At 40.9% G+C, this 19,706-nt stretch carries 10 protein-coding genes; 4 read left to right on the forward strand and 6 right to left on the reverse strand.

Translation table 11 applies throughout. The annotated features are described in order from the left end of the window. Positions 1-58 precede the first annotated feature (58 nt). From Q1V85_RS13465 to Q1V85_RS13490, 6 genes are all read right to left on the reverse strand, one after another. Complete coding sequence (locus Q1V85_RS13465; RefSeq protein WP_300600752.1) at positions 59-2,920, reverse strand: glycoside hydrolase family 2 TIM barrel-domain containing protein; 2,862 nt, start codon at positions 2,918-2,920, stop codon at positions 59-61. 57 nt (positions 2,921-2,977) lie between these two features. Continuing rightward, entirely contained in the window at positions 2,978-4,246 is a 1,269-nt protein-coding gene (locus Q1V85_RS13470; protein ID WP_300600754.1) for a histidine-type phosphatase, read from the reverse strand. 94 nt (positions 4,247-4,340) lie between these two features. Then, complete coding sequence (locus Q1V85_RS13475; protein WP_300600756.1) at positions 4,341-5,534, reverse strand: glycoside hydrolase family 88 protein; 1,194 nt, start codon at positions 5,532-5,534, stop codon at positions 4,341-4,343. A gap of 13 nt (positions 5,535-5,547) precedes the next feature. Further along, positions 5,548-7,413, reverse strand: coding sequence for a heparinase II/III family protein (locus Q1V85_RS13480; RefSeq protein ID WP_300600758.1), 1,866 nt, complete (start codon positions 7,411-7,413; stop codon positions 5,548-5,550). Between the two features lie 6 nt (positions 7,414-7,419). Next, the gene (locus Q1V85_RS13485; protein ID WP_300600759.1) at positions 7,420-8,715 is read right to left on the reverse strand and encodes a hypothetical protein; all 1,296 of its coding nucleotides are present in this window, start codon (positions 8,713-8,715) and stop codon (positions 7,420-7,422) included. A gap of 27 nt (positions 8,716-8,742) precedes the next feature. Then, entirely contained in the window at positions 8,743-11,682 is a 2,940-nt protein-coding gene (locus Q1V85_RS13490; protein ID WP_300600761.1) for a TonB-dependent receptor, read from the reverse strand. Positions 11,683-12,015: 333 nt separating this feature from the next. Between Q1V85_RS13490 and Q1V85_RS13495 the strand changes: the two genes are divergently transcribed. The 4 genes from Q1V85_RS13495 (at position 12,016) to Q1V85_RS13510 (ending at position 19,680) form a co-directional block, all read left to right on the forward strand. Continuing rightward, positions 12,016-15,963 (forward strand): two-component regulator propeller domain-containing protein, encoded by a 3,948-nt coding sequence (locus tag Q1V85_RS13495; protein WP_300600763.1) that lies wholly within the window; start codon positions 12,016-12,018, stop codon positions 15,961-15,963. 1,345 nt (positions 15,964-17,308) lie between these two features. Continuing rightward, positions 17,309-18,025 carry a LuxR C-terminal-related transcriptional regulator gene (locus Q1V85_RS13500; protein ID WP_300600765.1) on the forward strand — a complete coding sequence of 239 codons (717 nt, stop codon included), beginning with the start codon at positions 17,309-17,311 and terminating at the stop codon, positions 18,023-18,025. 629 nt (positions 18,026-18,654) lie between these two features. Then, positions 18,655-19,179 (forward strand): hypothetical protein, encoded by a 525-nt coding sequence (locus tag Q1V85_RS13505; protein WP_300600767.1) that lies wholly within the window; start codon positions 18,655-18,657, stop codon positions 19,177-19,179. 48 nt (positions 19,180-19,227) lie between these two features. Then, the gene (locus Q1V85_RS13510; RefSeq protein ID WP_300600769.1) at positions 19,228-19,680 is read left to right on the forward strand and encodes a T9SS type A sorting domain-containing protein; all 453 of its coding nucleotides are present in this window, start codon (positions 19,228-19,230) and stop codon (positions 19,678-19,680) included. Positions 19,681-19,706: the final 26 nt, after the last annotated feature.

The raw sequence follows: 19,706 nt of genomic DNA on the forward strand, positions 1-19,706 counted from the left end.
TCCTATTAACCTCACATTAAAATTGCAGGCAATCTCCCTGAATTCGATGTTGTTATTGTTATGGTCGTTTTGTAAGCTGCAAATTAAATGCACCAATATAGGACCGGTCTGTACGAAGCTCCGGAAAACTGCTATCTGCAGGGCGTTGTTTGTCGGGGCGCGCATACACCCCGGTTAACACAGAAATTTTATTGGAATTGGCTTCTTCTAGTTTTATATAACCGTTATGATTTATTTGTATACAAGCCGCACCAGCCCACGATTCCACCCGCCGAGCATTTTTAATTCCCGGGTTGCCATCCCATTTCCACTGTCCGAAAATCGGCGCAGCCTGTTTATTGGGGTAGGCATCATAAGGGCCTAATCCCAACCACTGCAGCTGGTTGATAGGCTGCGTTGTTTTAACATCCATCCCGATGAGGGGTAATCGCTCTACCGCTACTTCAGGACGCAATTCATAATGAACATTCAATAATCCATCTCCCGTGATGGTATAGGTATAGGCTACGGTAAAGCGATTGTTTTGATCCACCGTATATTCAACCAATGCGTGAATCATTTGCGCATACGCGCTGTCTTCGACCTTCCAGGTAATCACTTTTTGCTGGTACCGGTTAAGGTCAACAGCCTTTTCCGACCTGGCTTCTCCAAAAGCAACGCGCTCGTTCGGATCCAGGTTGTGCCAAATGGTAGGGGAGATGCCGTCTATTATTTTTAAACCATCCAACTGTGCGGCTATAAGCTGTCCCGGTGCCGGGTCGAATACATAGGTTGCCTTGCCGGCCGTAACAGTGACGAGCTTACCCTGATCCAGTACCGGCTTTGTGCCGCCTGCAGCTATAACTTCTTTCTCCCCTGATGGGCAAAGTTCAACGGAGCAGCGCGTAATTTCGGTCCCGTCTTTATGCAGGAAAATAAACCACGAATAATATGTTTTTCCGGGGTTGACTGTTTTTATCTTTTGAAGCGGAAGGGATAGTGTACCCGTTGTATGTGGTGCACCATCTAACGAAGAAAATCCTTCATCCAAAAGTGACGTATCTTCGTATACCTGCCAGTGCAACCGTATATCCGATAGATTGGTATAATCAAACGCGTTGCTGACCGGCACCTGGACCGAATCCTGACCTGCCACGAAATTGAGTTTTTCTACATTTACATAAACCGGTGCATACACGGCTTTTGTTTCCCAATAGTCTCTGGTTGGATTTCTGTAGGAATCGACGATACCGTCCCACCCGTTATCGACCACCCGTAAATATTCGTCCTGTATATTAAATTTAGGATCTGTTTTATAATTTTTTCGTTTAGGTATTTTTAACCCCTGATCGGCCCACATCCAGATGGCGGCACCCGCACCGGCCGGATGTTTTGCCAGGGCATTCCAGCGCGCCTGAAGTCCGCCCATACCCTGTTCACCATAGGCGTGCGTATACTCTGTTGATATGACCGGTCGTTTGGAATTTGCCGCCCAGGCATCATATTGGCCGGGTTGCCAATAGTGGGCCGAAAGGATACCAATCTCTTCGGGCAACCATTCTTCATGCCGCCAGGGAATCAATACCGGACGGCTGGGGTCGAGTGCTTTCACAAACTTAATGGTAGTAAGCCCCATTGTTGACAGTTCGTCTTCATTTCCTACAGACCAGTATATGATGGAAGGATTGTTTATTTCCCGTGTAATCGTTTCATAAGCGCGTGTTAAAGCGGCCGCCGTGTAGGAAGGGTCGAACTTCAGGTTTTTAGCGCCTCCGATACTGACTTCGTTGCCTATATACATTCCCAGCGAGTCGCACAGCTCTATAAACCCTTTTGCTGGTGTATAGTGTGAGCAGCGGATATAATTAATGTTGGCCGCCTTCATCAATTTTAAGTCTTGCAGCCAATGTTGGTAAGTCGTTGCCCGCCCAACATCCGGATGCTCATCGTGCCTGTTAACACCCCGAAGTTTGACACTTTGCCCGTTAACCTTCAGGATGCCCCCATCGGTCGTGATTTGTCTGAAACCAATTTTTTCGGACCATCTCTGGGCGATGGTGCCTGCTTCTAACAGGACGACCTCCAGTCTGTACAGGTAAGGGGTTTCGGCCGTCCACTGATGCGGTGAAGCAACATTTATATCCCATTGTATTTCGCGCCCTGTGGCAAGATGTGCGGGAATGGTCATTGTCCTTTCCGTCACCTTTTCACCTTGTGGAGAGAATAAAGAAAAGCTCAATTCATAGGGGTTATAGTCTATGGAATAATTGCCGGGTTTTTTCGGATTCCTTCGATCGGTTATCATGGTTTTGACCTGCAGGTTGGCATCAACGTACCGGTGATCGAAAGTTGTTCGAACGTTCACATAATCTATCCAGCGTTTTGCGGGCACGGTGATGATGTGAACATCCCGGTATATGCCACCTAAGCTCCAGTCATCATGAACGTCAAACCGGTATTCCCTGCTTACCTGTTGAACCCTGACCGCTAATGTGTTATTGGCGTCGCGGTTTATCTTTTCGGTGATTTCGAAAGAAAAGGGTGTAAAACCGCTGCCATGACTCCCTAAATATTTCCCGTTCAGCCAGACGTCCGCATGTGACCATACGCCCTCAAATTGTAACATAATGCGTTTCTGATTCAACTGTTCGGGAGGGATGGAAAATTCTTTCAGATAGTAACCCGCACTGGCTTCGTCATTTTCGAAAGACTGATAGACAGGCTCTTCATATCCCAGGATGGCCCAATTGGATGGTACCGGGATGGGCTTGAACTGTTTGCTTTTGTATCCCGGCATATTAAACTTATCCAGGATTTTAGCTTCTTTCGTATTGGTTGCTAATGCAAATTGCCACACCCCATTAAGGCTGATGTTTTCCTGTCCATAAGCATGTAAGCCAAAAGAAAGTAAAATGCCGAAATACAAGAGCCGCAATTTCATTATACTTGTTTTTATGGTCTTTGTGAAATAAGGATCGGTTTGCCACCCGATAGAAACCTATGGTTTCAACAGATTCCGATAAAAATGTTCAACAGCTGTCCATTTGTAAAAGGGGAATATCGTTGTTTGAACCGGAATTCGGGCTTCACTTTCGTTGTGAAGGAACTTTACCAAAATATCATTGGGGTTCTTTTCATGACGAAAAAAGATGATTTGAAGGTTTGTTGCCATAGGAACCACCTTATAGTCGCGCCATACTCGATGTACCTCTTTAAAATCACTTATAGAAACGGCAAAATCGTTAACCTGCATCAAAGCTAATAAAGGGGAAATATTACCGTCGTGTCCGAAGCGCAAATCGGCAGCTTTACCCCCCTTCCTGATAACCTTATCAGCGCTGTCCAGTATATTCGCTAGTAACCGCTTTTCACTGTTAGGTATAGCTCCATTTCCTCCGGCATAATTTGCTCGTTGGATATAACTCTTCACATTATCGATCTCCCAAAGGGAATAAAGCTCATCGATGGAAAACAAGTCATAGAAAGAGACATTGGTCTCCACATCCTGCATATCAACCGCGATGGAGTAGAGACCACGCATCAGATCGATTGGTTTTACATTCATACTCACAAACGCGGGATTGTTGAACAAAAGCTTCATCAAACGATCGGGATGAGCGTTAGACTCGGTGAACGTATTAAATTTTTTTTCCCATGCGCCATTTTCCTTAAAATCTTTTCCTTCAGGAGTAATATAGTTCATGTATGTCATGAACTTTTCGCCCGTGTCATAGTCCAGCTGAGAGCCAGGGTTTAGCTCTTTGAGTTTATCTCCAAATGACACCATGCTCATAATACATCGTAGCGCGATAGTCGAACGCAAGGAAATATATTGGTTCTGCTTGAATACTTCTGGAAATGATGTAAACATACGTTTAGCAATATCACGATGCTGTTGTTTACCTACTAATGACAAATCTCCGGCACGCAGAGCAGCCTCTTTCATAACTTCCTGTAATCGTTTATAGGTATCTTCGCCTACTGTTGTTAAAGCAGACTGTTCATGTGCCTTCGCAAACACGTCGATTACCCGGCTATAATGAACATCCTTGGTAAGATAGCGTGAACCATGCCGGCTATAGTGACTGATATAAAATGCCTTGTATCCTTTTGGCGCTTGAGTTTGGGGGATAAATTCAGTTGTATAAGCATAATAGCTACCTCCCGCCTTATCTATATTTCTATTAATTTCTTCACGAGCGGTCTGACCCCACAGGGAACAAAGAGCAAAAAGTAACAGCGAAACAATGAGACCTATTTTCTTCATGGTACTATGACTTACAATTGGCAATCCTAAAATAAGAAACTGCAGGCTTCCAAAGGGTGGAAAGTCTGTAGCTCTCTTCTTCTTACGACCGGTATTAACGGACTAAATGTTTGTATCGCAACAGCGCTTCTACATAATAGTAATCAGCATAGGTTAACGGAACATCCATTTCCCTGTTTTCATTGAAGTTGCCTACAGAATGTTTAAGAATAAATCCTCCATTTGAACCCAGGGCGGCTAAATACGCATCTGAAGTCAGCGTTTGCAATTGCTTACGCGCCACAGACAGGTATTCTTTTGCTAAACCTTTATCTACATATTGACTGAGTTCGATCAGTGCGGATGCCATTATAGCCGCTGACGAAGCGTCTCTATACGTATTCGGAATATTGGGCGCATTAAAATCCCAATAGGGAACTTTATCTTCTGGCAGATTCGGGTGATTTAAAATGAATTTGGCAATTTTTTCTGCATGTTCCAGGTAGGACTTATTTTTTGTTTCCCTGTACATCATGGTATAACCATAGAGCCCCCAGGCTTGTCCGCGCGCCCATGCCGAGCTGCTTGAATATCCCTGATGGGTATCAAATTTGGCAACTTTGTTGTTTACAGTGTCATAGTCGACAACATGGTATGAGCTGTAATCGGGGCGGAAATGATTAACCATGGTCACTTTTGCATGACTATTGGAAATCTTATCAAATAATGTATCTCCGGTCATTTTGTAAACCTCTTCCAGCAGTTCAAGATTCATCATATTATCAATAATGACCGGGAACTTCCATTTTGGTTTTTCGTCCCATGATTTGATGACCCCTAAATTAGGATTGAAACGAGTTGCCAATGATTTTGCACTCTGTAATAAGACTTTTTTGTAATACGCCTCTCCTGTGATTCTAAATGCTTGTCCGTAACTGCAATACATCATAAAACCAAGGTCATGGGTATCCAGTGAATATTGCTCCTTTTCGATTCTTTTTGTATAGTTTTCGGCATATTCTTTTAGTAACGCATCTCCCGTATCTTCATAAAGCTGCCACAATACCCCACTAAAAAATCCGCTGCACCACCAATGTGAATCTGAGGTTACAAGTGTTCCGTCCGGAAGGACATACCGGGGTAGTTTATCGGGTTCTTCCAGCAGGCTTGAAGCTAAAAATTTTGCCTGCTGTGCACTCCGGTTTAATCCTTTTTCGATAACGGCATTCATATCATTATTGTCCTTTGAGGTACAGGACATCAACAGGAGGCCGGTTAAAGCGCTTATAAAAAAAGTTCTCCTAATCATAGTGTAGTTAATTTCAATAGTTTTTCCAGTTTTTCAATTGTTGAATTTCTCTGACGTTTAATGGATGTTCGCCCGGTATCAGTTTAACCTGAAACGTTTCTTCAGCACCAGGCGTTAATTGGGCTTCGAAACCCACAAACAGGGTATTGGGATTTGCTTCGTCATAACTGTTGGGAGATACGGTGCTCCATGTTTTTAAAGAGATTTTTGCCGATGACGCTACCTGAATCAGCAATTTTTTCCCTTGTAAAGAAAGCTCCATGGTATGCGCATCGAGCATCTTTGGAGTGGCCTGGGTAAGCATATTCCAACGGACAACGGTTGGTTTATTTAATGTTTTTATCTCATCTCTTATCACAAAATACTGCTCATCTACCAATGCCATCCCGCGTTTTGCACTGGCAACCTGGTTCTTATAAGCAGTGCTCATGTCTAACGTTGCATACATAAAATGGCGCTTATTACCCGTTTCTGTAATTGCCGAATAGCTTTCTACATCTTGTAGCTGATTGTTGAAGGTTAATGTGTTATGTGCCTGGTTGTTGTATCTGAATAGTTTCCATCTGTCAGATTCCTGGTTACGCCCCCACAAATCCATACCCAATTGCTCAATTGAATTATAATCCTGGGGGCCGAAATCCATTGCCCAACGTACATCGTGATCTGTTATAATGAATGAGCCCACATCAAGATGTGTATGACCTGCCTGGGCTGTTCCCGCCTTGATGGCAGCAGATAAACCCTGTTTGAACTGCCAGTCGGTACGCATGATTGCTACAGGTTGCTGAGATGTGGCAGACACCCACATTTGCTCACGTGGAGCATGTATATCGTCTGTTTTTATCTGCGAACCCCATATAATAGCATATAATCCATAGCGATAATCTATAATATTGCTTTTGGAAGCATTTGAAAGGAAATACTTTTCGCCCCATAGGATATCCGTGTTTTTTGTTTGTTTCGCAAACCAAAACATAGGGGGATACATGCGCCCTGAATTATTGCAATCACCATAATTGAACGATTTGCCATCGCCAAGTATCATGTTTTGGATGAAGTTGCCTGTTTTCATAAAACCAGGCATTTGCGACAAACCATAGTCGGTACCCCTCACAGCTTTCAATGCCTCAATCAGCAATATATTATAGGTTGTTCCGTAAGCCCAGTAGCTATATCCTTCCGGATAGGCACCATCCGGAGCGTACATTTCCATGGCCAACTTTACCTTTTCGACAGCGCGACTTACAATGGTTGCTGCTAAGCGGGGAATGCGGTCATAAATTGCCAATGCGCCTAAAGTCATACCCGTGTGGCAAACCTGGTTCCAATTATTGTGATTATCTAACCAATGATCATTGTAGATTTTATTAAATGAAGGTCTTAACCCTTTCATCTCAATAGCCTTTGCCACACTCTTTTTGGTTGCATCACTGATATAGTTGAAGAACCAGTCGTAGCCGATTGCCATCGCGGTGGTCATTTCAGCCGCATCAAGAAAATGCGAAGGGTTCCAGTCTGCAAATTTTGAGACTTGTTTCATCTCCGACTCTGCCCGTTGTGCATAGCTTTCCTTTCCTGTCATCCTGTAGGCATACCCAAGGAGTAATATCCTGCGCAGACATTCCCGGGAAACTTCCAGCATTCTTCGTCCGTCAACCGTTCTGTTTAATACAGGTGCCAACAAAATAGAATCGGCACCTTCAATCATCCGGTTATGATAATCCTGCCACGTCTTATTTGAGCTAATTGCTTTTTTGATTTCCCTTTGTGTTTCCATATTCATAATCAAATAGGGATGCGTCAAAGGAGCAGATGCGCTCTTTGTGTTGCCCGATAAGAGGAAGAGTACAGTCAGAATGAAATAAAAAAGTTTTTTCATCTAAGTTTATTTAAACCTTGCGCCGATGGGTCCACCAGTAGTAGATGCAATAGCGGATGTTGTATTGGCCGGATAATTAAATGTGAACGTTTTTCCAAAAACAATCCCTTCTTTACCATCTTCATCAACAGCAAACGGCAAACCACTGGCATCGCCCATAGAAGAGGAACCTCCTTTATCAAAAAATAATTTCCAATAGGCCGTAGGCAACGGAGGCGCATAATCAAAAGTCAAAATTTCAGAAAAATTGTTTTCTTCAATAAAACGGCCATCATTTTTCATTTTAATTGCATCTGCCGAAAGACCCGTTCGGAGTTGGAAGTTGGGGTAATTCTTCAGCATATTTGAGAGTACCGGATCGTAGAATATATTGTTGTTGCGGATAATAATTTTTGCATTTTTTACACGGGGATCGTTTGCCTCGTTTTGCATCGTTACATCCCACAACACACCAGGCGAACTTGTCAATTTCCACCCACAATCAGCGAAGATGTTGTTTTCAATAAGCACGTCTATCGCATAATTAATCTCTATGTGTCTTCCAATATTAAAAAAAGTATTGTTTGTTAAAGCATAGTGTGCGGTACCTGAATTGTCAAATCGAACAATCCTGTCTGTCTGGCAATACACATAACTATTGTTAATAACAATACTTTCCTGGTTGTTAGCACGGGTGTCCACTATACGTCCATTATCCGGGCTGGTCGGATTCGCCGTGTTTCTAATCGTGCAATTGTCAATCAGCACTTTGTTTCCTACCGTGTTAAGACGGAAAAGCGCTTGTCTGCAATTATCTACAAAGCAGTTTTTAAGTGTTAATGTTAAGTTTGGTTGATTGGCAACCAATACACGGTCGGGAACTTTACCAGTAGCTGCATCAACAGCATTGATGTAAACATTTTCCAGTGTAACGTTTTTCTCAATAAGAATCATGTTGGAAGAGACAGCTCCATTAGCATCGGCCAATGGCTGAAGTTGCGCTAAATTACCTTCTTCTGCGTCTTCTGATTTAATCGTTACATTGGCCTGTATGGTGTTGTTCCCTTCAAAATAGTACAATCCCCCCCGGCGTAAAATATACGTTCCTTCACCATTCTGTGCGATTGCTTTAGTGAGTGAGTTTACCCGATCTATACCATTATCCGGTTCTACAATGATTTGCTTTCCGGGATTGTTACCCGGATCTGTTGCAATGTCCGGGAAATCCTGAAGGGTGAGTATGTTTTCTTTTTCGCAACTGGTTAGCGAGACAGACAATAAGCCGATCCCCATTGCAACCCAGTATATTTTAATCAATTTCATAATATTGTAATTTATGTTAGAGTCAAATTATCTGAAAATGTCATATCTAAAACCCAGGTACGCTGTTGAACCATAAAACTCTACTGATGTAGGATAGTCAGTTATATTGCGGCGTTTTCTGTCCGATGACATTGTAAAGTTTGATAACGTTCCGTAAACAGATAGCTTTTTAGTTAGGGTGTATTTAAGCTGTGCATCCCACTTGGTAAAAGCGCGTGTGGATTCTACGTCAGCTGCATCCGGACGGTGTTGTTCTGAAATAAGCACGCCGTCCTGATAATTGCATGATACCCTTCCCGAGAATTTCTTATAATCATATCCCAATGACACATTGAAAAGTAAAGAAGGTTGGTTTAATAACCGATCGGTATAAGTAACCTCGGAATTGACCGGTATAAAAGGTTTTGCAGTTCCTCCCGGTACATAATCAGGATTGGCTATTCTTCCCTTCAACGTTTCGAAATAATTCATTTTCGAGTCCATCAATGATAAGTTTGTACTTAGCACTACACCTCTCAGGAAATTATCCAGCTTACGGAACTGCATTTGAAGATCAACCTCTAAACCTTTGATGGTAGCGTCATTGGGGCTATTTAACGGGTAGTTGATATTAAAACCAGCGAGCTCAGGATAAAGTCCGTCAAAGTTCCTGGGATCTGTTACGGTACCATTTAGCAAATAAGCGGAACGTGTGTAGATGAAATTTTTGATCTTTTTATAGAAACCACCAACGGTGAGCAAACCCCAGTCCGGGCGATAAAAAGATAAGATTAAATCATAGTTTGTGGAAAGCGCTGGTTTTAGATTTGTCCTGCTCCAGGTAACATCACTTGATGTTGGTTTGATTATGGTTCTGGGCGCAAGCAAATTATAATCGGGTCTGGACAATGTTTTGGTATAGGCCAATCTGACATCCATCCATTGAACGGGCTTTATACGTAAATGCATTTGTGGTAACCAATAGCCAAATTTCTCGGAGTCGGAGGTTCTTTCAAAATTTGCCTCAAAATGGCTGGTTTCACTTTCCGGTACATTCTGGCCGCTATAAGCCTGATAATGTAAATAAGAATGGTCATAACGTACACCGGGAATGAATGTTACAAACTTTCCGAAGTTGATTTCACTCATAATGTACTCAGCTAACATTTCTTCGTGTCCGTCGTAATCATTTTGTAAAGTTGAAGACGGGGTAGATTGATAAACACTTCTATTCACATTATAGAAGTTTCTCATGGCATTGTGATCCAGGGCGAAGTTGAAATTCAAATTCGCATATTTGTTGTTTAAATACGGATGCGGTTTGAAATCTGTATCAAGGAAGCTCTGAATGCCCACCAGGTTCTTAAAGGTAGACTTCTCAAGATTGGGCATATTTGCATTTATTACATCAAGCCCTTCTCTTAAATCCATACGGCCATAATCCTGCGAGCTCGCCAGGGACCGGTCTTTCTGACGGTATTTTCCACCAAATTTAATGTAACCGCCTATAAAATCATTAATCGTGAATGGTTTTTTCCAATCTAACCAGGCACTATATTCTGTTTCCTTTGCCGCCTCAGTATTAAAATATCCCTCATACATATAATACTTTGAAAGCGGGGTTTCATCCACAAACTGGGGACTTACAGCTAAATAGGGGGGCAAATATAATAACGAACTTATGGGTACGGTAAATGGTGCGTTTATTCTGAACTGCAAATCATGGCTATAAGGCGTTTTAGAGTTGGAGTTGCTACGTCCGGCTCCGATTTCCAGCTTGGAACTTAATACATTAAATTCACCTTGCAGCATGTTGGTAATGTTAGTGGTATTAAACTCTATGTCCGTTTGGTTGAATCGTAGATAGTTGCCATTAAAGTCGTATCTTTTTTCACGAACATCGCGGTCACGATCCATCCTGCTAAACAGGTTAGACATTTTAATTTTGGAACCTTTACCTAAATTCCAATCCATATTGATGTTAGCGTTTAAGCGCTGACGTTTTTCAAGATTCGATTGTAAACGAGTGGTTCTCAACCAGGGCATTGTATAATTAAGGCCTTCTGTTGGGGCATTTCCACTAACGTCGTAATTTCCTCTAAACGCGTCATTACTGCGGTCTGTTTTATCCGCGCTTGCGGTAAAAATTACACCAAGACGATCATTTAAGAAACGGTTGCTGGCGAATAAATTACCTTTGTAACGGCCAATATTGCTGATTTGCGAGTGGTAACCCGATTCTCCTGAAACATTTAATTTAAAACCGTTGGATGCGTCTTTTAATATAAGGTTAACGGTGCCTCCCAATCCATCAGCATCTTTATCAGCCGTGCTTGCTTTCATTACCTCTGCACCGGCGATCATTTCCGGAGAAATCATGTTTAAGTCCGTACTGCGGTCTGTACTACTGGTAGATGGGGCATTCATACCGTTGATTGCGACCGTGTTATATTTCGGATCAAGCCCCCTGATGATGATCTTCTGACCTTCTCCGCCATCACGCTGAATCATCAGCCCGGGCAAACGGCCAACCGCATCCGCAACATTTGCATCCGGCAATTCGCGTAGTTTTTCTTCCGATACGGCGTTGATGATACCCGTGGCATTTAACTGCCTGTTAATAGCAGCAGTTTGTCCTTTCGCCTGGGCACTAACGACTATTTCATTTAATACACGTCCTCCGTCAGGAATGAGCACCAAATCAAGGCGCTTAACTTCGTTGGCTTTCAGATTAACTTCAAATTCCTGCGTTTGATAACCGGAAAATGAGAATCGAATCGTTTGTTTTCCTACCGGGGTGAACAATGTATAGTTGCCGTTAGCATCCGTAATGGTTCCTTTAGAGGCCCCTTTAATGGATACGGACGCACCTATTAGGTTGTCTTTTGTTTCACCATCTGTAATAACTCCGGTGACTGTCGCATTCTGTGCAACAAGCTTCACCGTTATCAGGGATAGGAGTGATAAGATAAGTAGTTTTGCTTTCATGAGTTTTGGGGATTGTAAATGTTTTGGTACAAAAATAGAGGGGAGTTTTACAATATAGGGGCGCAAAAAAATGAAAAAAATAGATCAATACTCTTTTTTTGATCATGAAATGGGCTAAATTTATTCAAAAATGTATACATTTAGGTTATTGCCTCTTTTTATCATACTTCTTTCGCTTGTGGGAGAGGGTTTCATTTGCCAGATGATTTAGAGGCAACCGATCATGAACAGAACCGGTTTTGAATAAGAACGTTCCCTTGAGGTAATCCTCTTTTTGGTTGCCTTGGTAGCAACAGCTGTTTTTGTTCGGATCTGAAAAAATAACGATTGAATATGAAATGTCGAACCGGCAAACTGCCTTTGTTCCTACTCCTGGTGGTTCTGTGGTCAGTATGGGGTCATGCTCAAAATACGCAGCCCTGGGGGCTAAAGGTTGCATTATCCAATACTACGGTTACTTCTATTGCGCAGGATTCCCTCGGTTTTATGTGGTTGGGGACCAATAGAGGCCTAAGCCGGTTTGACGGATATACCGCCTTACCATACGAACGGGCTATCGAAGAGGGAGTATATGTTAACTTCATTAAACGCGAAGAAAATAAGATATATGTAGGGTCTTATAATGGATTATTCTGTTATGATTATCTCCGGAATCAAAGCAAGATATGCTCTGAATTTTTGGCTGGGAAAAATATTGTTTCCTATTGTTCAAATGATCGTTATAAGATAGTAGCCACCAATAATGATATTTTTTTGTTTGACCATTCCTGGAAATTCATCAATAAATTGCTGATGGATAAAAACAAATCAGACAATCATATTATTTGTATGATTACTGATGATCATCAAAAGATATGGGTAGGGACGGAATTAGGACTATCGACCATCAGTATTGGACCAAACGGGAAGATGAAGGTCGAGAATTTGTATAAAGGAAAGCGTATTGCAAAGATATTTTTTGATAAGTATAATAATATCTGGATTTGCCGGGGGGAAGAAATCCTGTATGGTAAATACGATGATGTGCTTACTCCGGGTATGGCGGGAATGCGCCATCTGGCGTTTAATCATGAAGTGCTGTCTATTTTTGAATATGAAAATCAAATCTGGATTGGCACAAGGGGGTTAGGCATATCTGTTTTTGAAGCAGATGAAAACGGTGCGTTTGTTTTCAGGAACAAGCTTTTCATGGATGAATACAGAGAAAGTGAGTTGAAAAACACCATCTTCGACATCCATGAAGATACGAATGACAATATTTGGATATGCACGTTAGATGGTCTTTTTCTCTATAATGGAAAAGACAACCGTAGTTTTCACACGGTTAAATTTAATATTGACAAACGCAACGTTCCCTCCAGCAACATCATATCATCCATCTACTATGATCCGAACAATGTATTATGGTTGGCTACATCAAATGGTATTAACCAACTGGAATGGAAGGACGAGGAAAATTATACCTTTACTCCATACAGGGACTTAAGAGATAAAAACGATATCATTGCCAATAATAAAATTCAATATATTACCAAATACAAAGGAGACACCTTATTGGTTGGAACAAAAAATTCAATCAAATTCTTCGACACAAAAAGAAAAGTATTTTATGATAGTAAGAAGCTGAGCGACACGCTAAATACATATGGTATGCGATATGTACGTTCAGGGTTTAGAGACGAACAGGACAACATTTGGATCGCATTTTCCGAAAGTGTCGGTGTTATTCGCCCTTCGGATGGCAGTTTTACCAGGATTCATTTTCCTTCAACCATTAATCCACATCACAGAACGATCTGCCGTGATCCTAAAGGCAATTTATGGCTTTCGTCTGACAATGATGGATTATACTCTCTGAAGCTCGATAAGAATTTCCGTATTACGCACACCCAGCTCTATCCCAAGAAACAATTCGGAGATACATGGATCACTACTATTTTCATCGATCAGCTCAACAGGGTTTGGGTGGGTACGTCCAACGGGCTCTATCAGTATAAACCCAATAAAGGAGCATTTGAAAAAGTAGAATTTCCCTACTCCCGTAAGAATGCTTATATAGGAGGAATTATACAGGATCTTCTTGGAAATATATGGGCCGTAGGCCTGCGCGGTATCTATAAGATTGGCCCCGGTGATAAGATTTATTATTACGAGCTCAATGTTACGGAGGACATCGTTAAAACATGGTATGTTTTAGGCAGAGGCGTTAACCAGGCAGGAGAAATATTCATAGGAGGCGTAAATGGTTTGAACTTTTTTAATCCCACGAAACTTAAACTTGACACCTATCAGCATCAAATAAATATCTCGGATGTGGAGGTTATGAATAAACGACTGTCCAATAACCCAACGTATGAGACGCCGGAAATAAATTGCTCTGAAAAAATCGTTCTTTCACACAAAGAAAATCAATTTACCTTCAGGTTCAGTTCTTTGTACTACAAAGAACCAATGATGATCGAGTATGCTTATATGTTAGAAGGTTACGACAAAGATTGGATCATGACGGACGCATTAAGGCATTCCGCATCCTACTCTAATTTAGATGCAGGAGATTATGTATTCAAAGTAAGATCAACCAATGCCTCTGGTATTTGGCTCGACAATGTCAAAACGATCGCTATTAAGATCAGGGTTGCTCCCTGGAAGAGCTGGTGGGCCTGTTTAATATACATCAGCATTTTAATGGGAATCACAGCCCTGGTTATAAGAATATACAGACTGAGGTTTATACTCAGACGCCGGGATGCCCTTAACAACTGGAAGATTAATTATTATACGAATCTTTCCTATGGCTTTAAAGTTCCGTTAACGCTTATTTATGCTCCGTTACAGTATTTAATAAAAAAATATGACCAACTACCGGCGGCGGACATCAAACAAATGTTGCGCACGATGTCAGACAGTGTTTCCAAGTTGTCGGACCAGGTATCATATTTAGTCGATTTCAAAAAGAAATCCTTAAGGGAGAGTGATTTACAACTCTCTAAAGTGGATATCATACCTGTCATAAACCGCATCTTTACCTTGTTTACTGATCAGATGAAGGCGAAGCAAATTACGTATTCATTTGATTCAAATGTAGATGCTGTTACCGCATATGTCGATGTGACCAAGATAGAAATAGCGCTCTACAATATAATGGAAGATGCTATTGCTCAAACATCTGACGAAGGAAAAATAGATGCAATCTGCACGTTAGATACCGAGGATTATAAATTAAAAATTAAGATCGTAGCTACGGGAGATAAATACAGGGAGGTGAACATAAACGCATTAAACACCCGTTTTTCTATCGCATACGATTATATTAAGCTGCATCATGATGAGTTGCGTATCAGTCATAACATAAATAGTAAAACCCTTAGCTACCTGTTCGGGCTTTCCTTGGGTAGTTCGCACTATTCGCAGAAAGAAATTAAGTCGTTGGATAACGATAAACCTGTTTCTTTACTACCTATGGGTGCGTCATTAAAGCAAGTGGCCGGTCATGCACACGCATCTGTTAACACACTTCCTGTTATTTACTTATTCGAAGGAGATCAGGAAATAGATCTGTTTATTAAAAACGTATTCGCTGATCGGTTTGATGTACAGATTATTTCTGAATCTGTGGGGATAAAACCAATGTTGAGCAAACCTCCTGTGGTCGTTATATGTGACATCGTCCATGAGGAAGAAAGCAAGTATGACATCTGCCGTCAGATTAAATCGCATCCATTTTTGTCTGTTACACCCATTATATATATATCTTCATTATCTAACGCAGATATTGAGTCCAAAGCATACGAGGCCGGGGCAGATGTATTTATGATCAAACCTTTTGATATATCCAACCTTGAGACGCGTATTAACCAATTGAGGGGCACACGGGCGGCTATTAAAGAACATCTGAGAAAGGAACTGATTGTTAACCCAAAAGAAGTATTGATCACTTCTGATGATGATAAGTTTATGATTGGGGTAACTAAAATTATTGAGGACCATATTGCAGATATAGACTTTAACGTTGATGTTCTTGCAAGTAAATTGTATATCAGCCGATCCACTTTATATCGCAAACTATCGGAAATATCCAATATGCCTCCTATAGACTTAATCAGGAGTATACGAATGAAACGTGCTGCCACCCTTTTGGAGCTGACGGATAAAACAGTTTTAGAGATTAGTGAGATTGTCGGTTACGCCGAACAGCGTTATTTTTGCAGGTGCTTCAAGGAGCAATATGGTATTACTCCAAAAAAATATGCGAAAACAAAAAAAGCGGAGATTCATAAGTGACTTAGGTGACCTGAAAATCAGTTTCCATGGACAGGTTGTGAAGCCCGTGTGGTGTTTGTTATATTCCGTTGCAAACAGAACGTATACCGTGTAAATCATAAGCATAAAAAAAGCTCCATAAAGGAGCTTTTGTAGCGGGATCGGGAAAATGAACGAACCAGATTGTTGAAGAGTTTTTGAGATTCTGCGAATTGACTGACTGTCAAAATGGCGTCGTTAATTGCGGGTTATAAAATGTTGATGTATAATCAGGTCCTTGTTTCAAGCCAACTATCATTATCTGTTGATTAAACAAAATGCTCAAAATTAGTAAGACTCTGAAGTGATAACAACAGAAGGGAAGTGGGAGGAGGGGTGAATATATACCGAATCGAGGTAAAGATGCCAATGCCTTTTCTATTAAAGAAGGCTTCCATCGTGTTCATTTTTTATTTCCCTTTTGGTGCCGCGTACGGGAATCAAACCAATTTATTAATGATTTTTTGAAAATTGCCGGTTCTGAACGCGGCAGATGTAGATATCGTTCATTTTAGTGTTAGCTTGTTCAATCGGGTATGCTTAACAGAGACGTGTCTGCTAAACAGAAATCATTCAATGCATGAGTAAAGCTATACGGGGGCAACATTCGGGAAACTGGTTTACAGACCACTGTCATTGCAGGTCAACAGGGAGGACTTCAATTCGAATCAGAAATAGCGGGCGTCAGTAAAAATATTGTTTCTGTAATTATATGTATTGAGCATATGTGTCTGAAAGTCAATGTAATGCGTGGAACCGACGGCGAGCCATTTCAAATGCAAACCCCTCCTTAAAGGTCCTTTAACAAAATAAAGCTGATAATTTTTAATTAAATCGTTTTTTTTGTTAAATTGCTATATATAATTATTAGTTGATTTTTAATCAAATGATGCTTTGAGAAATGGAATATTTGAATAATAAAGACCTTTTGTTTTATTGACTACATATAAAAGATCTCTGTTTTTTAACAATTTCAATAATCGATAATGAAAAAAATAATATGTAACATCAATTTGGATGGACTTTATTGAATTGGTGTATGAATCTCGAGAAGGAGTTAAATACATTCAGTGTATACACTATTTAGTATCAGAACATCTTGCTTTTCCTAGGGGGAAGACCACCTTGTGAAGCTAACTGTTGAATTGAACAAAGCGTTACCATGATGAATTTCATACCGCTACTGTCTGAATGAAGCAATTTCGCTTATAACGGGCTACCGCCTATACGAAAGGAATTCTTTTTTCTGTTATACATCTTTGGGCCTTAACCTTTGCAAATGCCTTCGTTCATTTACAAGAGTTCAATTTCATCCAAATCTAAAATTATGAGATCCACAAATCCAGAGTATAGCAAAACCTTGAATCTGTATATTGAGACTGCAAAAACATTTAATCGATTAAATGAGCAGAGTATTTATGTGTTTGATTCTCATATAAGAAAATTTGTATACATGGCGGAAAACTCATTGTTTTTATGCGGGTACAACGTGAATTTGGTGAAAGAGTGGGGGTATAATTTCTTTTTTAGTCATACGCCAAGAGCGGAAGTTGACATACTACAAACTATTTATAGGGCAGGAAAAGAGTTTTTTCGCGCGCTTCCTGCAGCTGAAAAAACATGTTGTTCTATTTCGCACAATTTCAATCTTGAGTTTCGAAATAAGAAAATGCTCGTTAACCACAAAGTAACGCCTTTGTTGCTTGACGAGAAAGGGCAAGAGTGGCTGGTCTTAGGTATAATGTCAATGGCTTCGGGGCATTCTGTAGGTCAAGCACAAATTCGAAACGATACTACAAAGGAATCGTATGTTTATAATTTTGGAAGAGCGGAATGGTTGAATAAGGAACAACTCTTGCTTACAGATCGTGAAAAAGAAATTATTATGCTTTCGGCTCAAGGAATGACGAACAAGGATATAGCCAAGGAAGTCCATCTCAGTGAAGCTGCAATCAAGTTTCATAAAACTAAATTATTTAAAAAGTTGGAAGTTAACAATATTGCGGAAGCAATAGGCTATTTTATAAACTATGTTAAGTTGTAGCATCCTCTTTATTACTTGGCGGTATATTTTTACCAATTTGAGAAAGAACTTCTTACATAAATTGTATCTGCAACGGACTGGACAGCGCTTTTCTTTAGTAGCACCTGAATAAAAGAGGCTGCTTTCTGCTATTTGTTTGTTTTTTTGAAATGTCGGTATTTTGAGCTTTGGGGGGGACGCAATTGGCCTTCCTCTAACCAACTTTTGTCTTTGATTAGTACTTTATAATGTTATTTAAAAAGTAGATGAGCTTATAGTACTTTCCTGGTTTTTTGCAATCATTCAATTTGTCTTTTGGATTTTAATTGTATAAAGGATTATACTAAAGTCTAATTTTTTCAAAATAGGCGGCATGTTTGACGACAATTGTTCAAGTGTATATTAGCTTTATGTTGTGTTGTTTTATAGTGTTGGAAGATAAAAGCTATGAGATAAATATGATACGATGCCTATGGAGCCAGTTTGTTAGAAAAGAGCCCGTGAACTGATGCAGACCAAAGAGAACTGAATTCCATTTAGAAATGATTGTTGTTTGGATTTTGGCGTAATGCCCTAATCGGAGGAGCGATACGGATTGCAGGCAAATGTATGTGATGCCCTAAAGAAAAAAGGGAAATAAAAACAACGATATGAGAAAATATGTACTAACTGTTTTAATGGTGCCGCTTGTGAGCGTAGTGTCCTTTGGTCAGGCGCGTTCTGGCGTTGGTAGTCGTTCGTTACAAGAAGCTCCCGGATCCTCCACTAAAGGTAAAGTTTCTGACAAGGTCGTCGCTTTGTCTAAAGCTGACAGTATAGCACTGGAGCGCATGACAGACAGCCTGAATTTGGTGCGATTTAAAAAGGATTCTGTAAAATCCGTTCATTACGGAAACCTTTTCAGCAATGGGTTTGGGGCCAGGCTGGGGCTAAAGAAAGATCAGATTGATGAACTGTTTAAAATTAATTACCGGCTGGAGATGGATAAAAATAATGCTAAGGCCACCATTGAAGACAAGGCTGTCCTGTTTAGGGCGTTCGGACTGATCGAGCGGCAACGTGATGTGAGTTATAAGGAGGTATTAAGTAAGGAACAATATAAGTTATACCTGTCAGCAAAGCGGCAGATTATTAATGGTATATATGTCCAGGAAACAAAAAACAAAAAGCCCTGATACCGGTAAACATAAAAAAATATATTTTTCCTTTTTGAAAACTGAGATATGAGAAACAAATTGCTTCTATTATTATACATCATAGTTATGCAGAGCATGAACAGCTACAGCCAGACGATCCCTGTAGGAGCCTGCGGGCTGCAGTACACCTATGATGCTTCCGGTAATTTAACAAGCCGGCAGTATATATGTGTAAATGCGCGGATCAATAGTTATAAAAAGGGAGATGCTGCGGAGTATGCCAAAAGCAGCAGTATGGAACTGCGAAAGGTCGATGTTATTTATACGCAACCAGAAAGTGGGTCAGTTGCCCTGAAGTTTGTGAGCCCGCTAAAGAGGGATCCGGTGCACATAGTGGATGCAGCCGGCAAGTATATTCAGACTCTGGAGGTAACAGGGGATCGCGTAAAAATAGACCTGGCGCAGGCGCCCAAAGGGCATTATTATATGCGGCTCAAAAGCGGCGAGGTTAATATAAACCAGGAGATTATAAAGCTGTAAACAGGAAATCTCCCAGCCGGATCCGG

It is taken from the genome of Niabella sp. (assembly GCF_030150205.1).
Taxonomy (GTDB): domain Bacteria; phylum Bacteroidota; class Bacteroidia; order Chitinophagales; family Chitinophagaceae; genus Niabella.